The sequence below is a fragment of the Ruegeria sp. CL7 genome (assembly GCF_056536445.1).
In genome coordinates, this window is the sequence record NZ_JBQFPQ010000007.1 from 192,546 (window position 1) to 200,018 (window position 7,473).

The 7,473-nt window shown below is 53.9% G+C and carries 5 protein-coding genes; 1 reads left to right on the top strand and 4 read right to left on the bottom strand.

The features are described from left to right. Positions 1-132 precede the first annotated feature (132 nt). From ACR0LI_RS16675 to ACR0LI_RS16690, 4 genes are all read right to left on the bottom strand, one after another. Positions 133-1,323: an acyl-CoA dehydratase activase-related protein gene (locus ACR0LI_RS16675; protein WP_171724776.1), complete on the bottom strand. Its 1,191-nt coding sequence runs from the start codon at positions 1,321-1,323 to the stop codon at positions 133-135. Then, positions 1,274-3,409: a BadF/BadG/BcrA/BcrD ATPase family protein gene (locus ACR0LI_RS16680; protein WP_480486260.1), complete on the bottom strand. Its 2,136-nt coding sequence runs from the start codon at positions 3,407-3,409 to the stop codon at positions 1,274-1,276. Before ACR0LI_RS16680 ends, ACR0LI_RS16675 begins: the two co-directional genes overlap by 50 nt. Next, entirely contained in the window at positions 3,406-4,917 is a 1,512-nt protein-coding gene (locus ACR0LI_RS16685; RefSeq protein ID WP_480718884.1) for a hypothetical protein, read from the bottom strand. Before ACR0LI_RS16685 ends, ACR0LI_RS16680 begins: the two co-directional genes overlap by 4 nt. A gap of 152 nt (positions 4,918-5,069) precedes the next feature. Further along, positions 5,070-6,737, bottom strand: a complete 1,668-nt coding sequence (locus ACR0LI_RS16690; RefSeq protein ID WP_480718885.1) for an amidohydrolase family protein — start codon at positions 6,735-6,737, stop codon at positions 5,070-5,072. A 311-nt stretch (positions 6,738-7,048) separates the two neighbouring features. Between ACR0LI_RS16690 and ACR0LI_RS16695 the strand changes: the two genes are divergently transcribed. Further along, positions 7,049-7,342: a hypothetical protein gene (locus ACR0LI_RS16695; RefSeq protein ID WP_480718886.1), complete on the top strand. Its 294-nt coding sequence runs from the start codon at positions 7,049-7,051 to the stop codon at positions 7,340-7,342. The last annotated feature ends 131 nt before the right edge of the window (positions 7,343-7,473 follow it).

Sequence of the window (7,473 nt, forward strand, 5' to 3'; positions counted from 1 at the left end):
TTTCTTAGTCGATAAGCCCCAGGTTGTTTGTTCAGAAGTCAATTTCGCGTCGAGACGCCAACACAGCCTGAACCGCTTTTGGCCTCGCGCCCGCAAACGGGGGCCGTACTGCCCTGAAAATCGGCCGTTGGATCAAGTTGGCAACAACAATTCAGGTGGTGCTGTTTTCAGGGCCTCCAGTTTGCTCTGAATGATATTCGGCGATTTCTGTTCCAGATAGTAAGCAATGGTTTCCACGCGAATTCGGACAGAGCCGGCAGGTTTCGTCTCATCGAGATCCTGAAACACAAAGAAAAGCGTTCCAAGCGCTTCGGTAATTTCCTGGACTGGTGAATAAGTCGGCTGGTCCATTCCGCATTCATAGCTTGAAAACCGGATTGAACAGGTTATCCACGGCATAATAGATCCATAGCGTGCAGCCCAAAGAAGTTCGTTGGTGTTTGCACTGTGAGACGTTTTCCAAATATCCGAAATGTCAAAAGGGCTTTGAATTCGGCCAGCTTTGATCAGATCGCCGTATAACCAATCCAGTATCTCTGCGTCCAATGGCAGGTACTGACCCCAGAGGATCGGATAACCAAAGGCCTGCAACTCACTTTCAATGGCGTGGCCAATTCCGGTGTCCATGTGGTAGGGGCGGCCCAAGGCCAGGATGCAAGGTCGATGTTGTGTGGCGCACTCGGACAGTACCGCCAGACTTTGCCGCCGCAGACTCTGATCAAACTCTTGAAGGGCGTCATAAGCTTTGGAAACCGCAGCGCGCAGTTCAGCCAAGCGCAAGTCGGTGATTACGCCCTTCAGGGCATCGTACAGCTGCCGGGTCGCAATTTGTGGGTCTGCCAAGGATACGGCGGGCGAAAGATAATGTACGCCCACTTCCTTGAACACGTCCTTTTCCCGCCGAAATCCGGCTCGTGTACTTTCGGGGCCGGCAATAACGCGCGGGCAGGCCATGTTTTCCCGAACATGACCCCGCAAAAAGGATGGGACAGTCAGGATTATGGGAACGAACAGGATATCAATGGGGCGCTTTTGCCCGTCCAGCAATTCACCATAATGGCCGGACATGCACTTGACGGGGTAACAGCAATCAACAGCACCACGCCCTTTTCCGAATTTCAGCTGTTGTGCTTCTGATGTGTCCGACGAATAGACGATATTGCGGCGATTGATTCCCAGTTCAACGAACAATGTCGTCCAAAACCTGTGCGTCGACCACTGGTTCAGGACCCGAGGGATGCCGATCCGAAAATCCCGCTTGGGTGGTTTGGACTTAGCGAAAGGCGCCTTCGCGAACGCTTTCTGCAATATTTGGATTGGCATTCGCTTCCTCGTCGATTTGCTTTTTTCGCGCTTTCATCTCGGCTGCGTCTTCAATCAACCCTTTCGAGCAAGAATTGCCGGTAATCACCCGCTCCCACCCTTCCGCCAGAGGAACCTTGCTGTTTGCCCGGCCACGACCGCCGGGGATCTGAACATCCACAAAGGCCCGGCTACAGTTCATCGCACACCACTTGCAGGTGGTTTTGCTGTTGGTTGTACTGACATATTCCAACTCTTCGATGCGGTCGTGCCCGACGAAGCGGGACGTTTGCCCGGTGTTCACATGTTCGAGCGCCAGAAGGGCGGCGCCCAAAGCGCCAGCCTCGCCAGCATGAGGGTGCACGGTAATTTCCGCGTCAGGAATTTTACCCCTGATGAAATCGATCTGGGCTTTGACGACGGCCAGGTTTCGATGTGTTCCACCTTGCAGAACAAACTTCCTGCCGATGGCCTTGAGGTTCTGAAACTGCCCGGCATAGACCCAAACATTCAGGGGCAGGACCGCAGCAAGGCTTGCCATGATTTCTTCTGCCGCCCACCCTTTGCGTTGCTGGTTCACGATGTCGGACTGAAGGAACACGCCGCACCCCATCATGAGTTTCGGCATCCGCTTGGCGCTGAAGGCTTTTTCGGCGTAATCCTCAAGCCGGACATCATAGCGTTCGGCAACGCCTTGAAGAAACGCCCCATTGCCGGAAGAACATTGGGAATTGAGCCGAAAATCGACGACCGCTTTCTGCCGCAACAGCATGATTTTGACATCGGTCCCACCGACGTCGCATATCGCGTCTGCGTCGGGATGTATGTGCATGGCAGCAGCCGCATGTGCGACCGTCTCAACCACTGGCACGTCCGCCCCCAAAATATCCTTCAGCAGATCTTTCCCGTACCCCGTTAGGCCAAGAGCGCCGATATCCTCGATCCCTGCATCGCGCAACTTGCGGAAAACGGACTTGGCGTCTTCGATCGGGTTTCCCTGACTATGCTGATAAACCGAAGCCTTAATTTCAGCGTCGCAGTCCAACGCCACCGCCTTGACCGTAGTGCTGCCGAAATCGCACCCGACATAATATGTCTCGGCCACAACGGGCTGGGGCATCTGGATCACTGGTTGCGTAAAATCCTCCAGGAACCGGACGAGTTCACCGTTCCGGGCCAAGGCCTCTTGCCCGGTCTTGGCCTTTTCACCGTGTTGGCCTGTTTCCACCCACCATTTCAGGCCATCCGTGCCGGAATAGGCCCGGGATACATTTTGTTCCCGACGAGATATCTCGACGCAACCAAGGCTTGCATAGTACAAGGCATCGCCGGGAACCAGGATTGCATCGGTGACGCTCTGTCCTGCTTCCAATACGACATTGCGCTCGTCCCAGAGCGCGGCCAAATGGCTTGCCCAAGCCTGCTGAAGACCTTGAAAGAACATGTTCGGCCCACCCAGCAAAAGCACTGATGGTGTGGGGGTGTTGCCTTTTGTCAAAGTCGCCAGGTTCTGCCGCACGACTGCGTCAAACAAGCTTGCGATGATTTCGGTCTTGGGAACTCCGGCCTTGACCAGACTGTTTGCGTCCGTCTCTGCAAAGATCCCACATTTGGCGCTGATCCGATGAAGGGTTTGTCCATCGAATGGCAGAGTGGTCAGCTCGTCCGGGGAGATGTTCAGTTTTCGTGCGGACTTTTCGATAAAGGTGCCCGTACCGCCGCTGCACGCTGATTGCATATAGACCTGCTTGGCCTTGCCTGCGGTAGTTGGTGTGAAGAACAACGTCTTCATGTCTTCACCGCCAATTTCAGACACGAAATGCACATCCGGATGCAACGCTTCGACGGCGGCGGCGACGGCGACAACCTCCTGGATTTGCCGCGCGTTCACATGATCTGCCAGTGTCCCTGCCCCGGATCCTGTAAACGTGACGACATCGCGACCGGCGGTCAGGCCGGCCTCCAGCTCCATCTGCGACAGCAGTTCAAGGGTTTTCTCGGCCTGGCGTGTTTTGTGACGACCATAGGCTTTCCAGATGACTTCGCCATCTTCCACCACGACGCCTTTTACAGTTGTCGATCCAATATCTACCCCAGCGAATTTCACAACGTGGTATTTCCCAGCTCAAGCACGACATTGGATGCCGTACCCACGGCGCCGCGATGGGGAACTTTCCAAAATGGCGTGTTGACCTTGGGATGCTCTTTGGCACGCTTTCTGGCCTCGTCCGCAGTCAACCCGGCGGCGGCAAGAGCAGATTCAAATTCCTCATGCGCGCGGATCTTGGCGTCTGCCAGCACCATCTGGCACCGCGACAAAGCGTGTACGTCGCTGTCCCCTTTTACCTCGATTGGGGCATAGAGCATGTCCGGATACCGGCCCTGTACGGCCGCCATTGCGCCGATGCTCATTGTGTTGGGAAGGCAGCCATAGGGCGACAGCTCGCAAATCATATGTGCCTTTCGCTGGGTATGCGCCCAGATCGCCTTGGCGATCAGCAAATCACCCTCACCCCCGTTGATCATGTTGTCAAAAAACGGAGCCGCCAATTTGCCCAGCTTGTCCTGATCGGGCATCGGACGCGGAACACTCCCCAGCATCCGGCGCATCTGATCGTATTTGAACCTGAAAAAGCGCTGCCCAAGTTTCAACAGAACATAATTCTGACGCGCTTTTTCTTTTATCCCGAAACCCAGCTCCAGCTTTTGTCCGCCATACCGCATCAGGTAGTCGAACCATACGACCATCGGCGCCGGCTGAACTTCGGCGCCTTCGCCTTCAAGCCAGTTATGCATATTGTAGTTTTGCACCCCTTCGGCGGTGGCCAGATAGAACTCGCCGGTAATCTTGACCATCGGCTTGACCCTCAAGCGATCAAGCTGGATGTCTTCAAAATGGCCGCGCGCACGCCTCATGGCCTTCAGAAAGCGTCTGGTCGTCGCATGCCACAGGACTGATCCCCATTTCGGCATGTGTTTCGGCCTGCTCAACATGACGTCGTATATCTCGGAAACCGCCTTCTGAGCCGCCCGGTTGGTCGCTCCTTGCTCTAGCTCATAGGGTCGCAGCTGGTATTCCAGATCCTGAATGGCATCCGCAGCCATCATGCCCAAGGCCGTGCTCAGCAGCAGGTGAATGTCAGTCTGCAAACCGGCGTCTTTGCCTTTCGACTGATCGATTTCATGCTGCTGAACCAGGAACATCCTGAACGCCTCGAGCCCCAGGTTCTTCAGCGCAAGCTCATAGCTTTGGTGATATTGACCGAAACGGCAGGCTCCGCAGGCCCCGGCGGTCACATAAACATATTTTTCGGCCACTTCGTCAGCCCCGATGGCCTCGGCTTCGTTTCTGAGGAAACTCGACAAGTTGCCCGTCGTGAAAGCTGTGGGGCAGCACTGTCCGACATCCGCCAGTTCACGTCCCAGGTACAAGTCTTCAACTGTCACATCAGGCAGGCGCTGCGCATTGTAGCCCGCGCTTTTGAACAGGCCTTCCAGCAGTTTTTCGGCGCGCCACGTAACCCCACCAAACAACAGGGTGACATCCTTGCGCTGATCCGCAGTAAAAGGACGAGGTTCGTAAGCCCTATAAGACTCTTCCAAAATACGACTCATAAAAATACCCCCCAACCAACATAACATGTATTTACAATGCACAATATATTATTCAGAGATCGCCTCAGGTATTGGGAGTCCGTGTGAAACAGGACCATCGGAAATTCAGGTTGTCATGGACGCCGGTCAGGCACTCTCAGCCTGGAAATCCATCAAATACCCAGGAATTTTTTTGCATTTCCTTCAAAGAAGTTAGGTGCACAAGGACTGATCTGTGGATCGCTGAAGAACTTGTCAAATTCGATCAGGTATTCACGGGTTCTGCCGACCATCAGGGGCATCGCCCAATCCGTTCCAAAACACACTTTGTCCCGGAAATGGTGCGGTGCGTTCTTGGTTCTCTTGGCCACTAGTACTGATTTCAATCGCTGAAATATCTTTGGCTTGAGCTTTGAATCCAGAATTCCCAAAAAATGACCCAAGCCAAGATAGACATTGTCGAATTCCTCAACCAAGCGAATAGCACGATAGGCAAATGTTTGGTCAAAATTGTTGGTTGCTGCCCATCCCATCCAATCTACTTCTTTTGCGCCACCACCATGAGCCAGGAACAACCAAAGGTCCTGGGCATTGTGGGTCTCCATCGCGTGCTTCCACAACTCTGGATCGGAATAGACGCCGTAACCTTTCTCCACCTCAAACCCCATCGGGCTGCAATGGGCAAACAAACGCAGGTTGTGGCTGGAGAAATGGCGAATGATGTCACCCATCTTGGCCTGTGCCATCGGGTAGGGCGCAGGGTTCTGCGCTTTTTCTTTGTACTTGTCCAGACTTCGCCCAGGGGCGACCGGGGTCTGGTAGCCGCGCATATCGATCGGCCGGATCCCCAAGGGCGGATAGATTTTGTATCCCGTTATCCCTAGTGCAACGCCTGAATCGACAATCTGTTTCCAGTTCCCGCCTCGAAACGGGTCAACTGCCCCAAAATTGATCAATTCATTCGGGTTCTCAGCTGCGAGTGACTGCATCCGGTCCATTTGTTCGGTGAAGTCAAAATACGGCGGTAGGAATCCGGGCATCCAAAATTCCTTGAGCTTGTCGAAGGCACGGCGCATATCCAGCAGGATACCCACGAAAAGGCTGGCTTCCGGGTCGCTCGGCTGACCATCCTTCTTGAAATCCCTCTTGAGCGCTTTGAACCGGTTTCGCTCGGACAAGGTCATGATGACAAAGAATTCAAGAAACTGAAAGATAATGCCGATTTGACCGATTGGAATGCGGACGGCACGAAAGCCGGCATCAGATCCAGGTTTGTACAACTCACCCGGCTGCATGTGTTCAGCTTCATGAAAGAAATCTCTTTCTGCCGCTTTTTGACCAGCGGTCCTGAAGGCCTCGGCCAGAAAACGGTCCAGCAAATCAGGGTCCGTGCCACTGTCTCCAAAGACGGACCTTTCAGAAATTCTGTCGCCGCCCACAAGCTGAACACCTATTGGGAGGTCACCCGCCCTTGAATAGTTGATATCACGGTCAATATCGTTCAGGGCTCGGATCAGCTCCTCTGTGTCCTTCCAATCTTGGTGGCTGGGGTTGGGTGTCGATTGATACTCTCTGATCTTCTCGCGAACTGGATGTGCAATGGCCCGCATAAGCCGGTCCACATCGTGATCGAGCAACGCGTCGATCAAATCGTCCTGGTCAGGTTCTTCCGTCGCGAGTTTGCTGAAGTCACTCATGCGGGTCAAACGAACCGCCAGAAAGGCCAACCCAAGCGAAAACCAATACAGTGAAGTGAACGAGTAGAAGATACTGTGCAACGGTAAATATCGCGCCGTGAACAGGTGGGTGTGCATGTCAATAAAGGTGTTTTTGTCAGTCATATTTTTGGCTCCACGAAATAAAATTCAGCCGGGAATTTTCTGTTTTCGTATGACTTTGCTGTCAGAAACCGGACATGGCTTTTGGCCTTAATCTGCTGAGTTTAAGGTTTTTCGAAAATTTTTGCAATTTTCAGCCCCGGCAACCCGCTTCACCAAATCCAAGTTGAGCAGGGCATTTTGCGGTCAGTCCATGTGAGGTGTTGGCAGAGTTCTCAACACCTTTACCGCATCCGGCCATCGCCGATTGGTCCGCTATCGCATGGGAGATGTAGAAGCGTTCGAGATCGCGCGTCTTCAGGAGGTGGTTGCAAATGACTGGTAACTGGAAGCCCATCGAATTTGCGACCATTGCTGCACTGGCCCGGATCAATCTGCAAGTTTTACTGGCCGACTGGTTGCCAGATGGCCGGATCATTGGGCGCGAATGGGTGGCGCCGAATCCCACCCGCGCAGATCGGTCGCGGGGTTCGTTTCGGATCAATCTCGACAGCGGACTGTGGGCAGACTTTGCGACGGGTGAAAAAGGCGGGGATGCCATCAGCCTTTTTGCCTATCTGAACGAGGTGCAGCAAGGTAGACCACACGTGCGCTGGCTCGGCGCCTAGCCTTTGTTGCACATTCACCACAGGACGACTCCGCTCCTGATGCTTCCACAGTGCTTCCAGCGGGGTTGGCACAAATTGCAACACCGCCTTGAGGCGGTGCGTAACATACTGTTTTATGTAGGTAATATTGG

What these genes read in the sequence shown, in the direction of transcription:
- ACR0LI_RS16690 (WP_480718885.1), bottom strand. Translation starts at nt 6,737, where the DNA reads ATGACTGACAAAAACACCTTTATTGACATGCACACCCACCTGTTCACG.
- ACR0LI_RS16695 (WP_480718886.1), top strand. Translation starts at nt 7,049, where the DNA reads ATGACTGGTAACTGGAAGCCCATCGAATTTGCGACCATTGCTGCACTG.
- ACR0LI_RS16685 (WP_480718884.1), bottom strand. Translation starts at nt 4,917, where the DNA reads ATGAGTCGTATTTTGGAAGAGTCTTATAGGGCTTACGAACCTCGTCCT.
- ACR0LI_RS16675 (WP_171724776.1), bottom strand. Translation starts at nt 1,323, where the DNA reads ATGCCAATCCAAATATTGCAGAAAGCGTTCGCGAAGGCGCCTTTCGCT.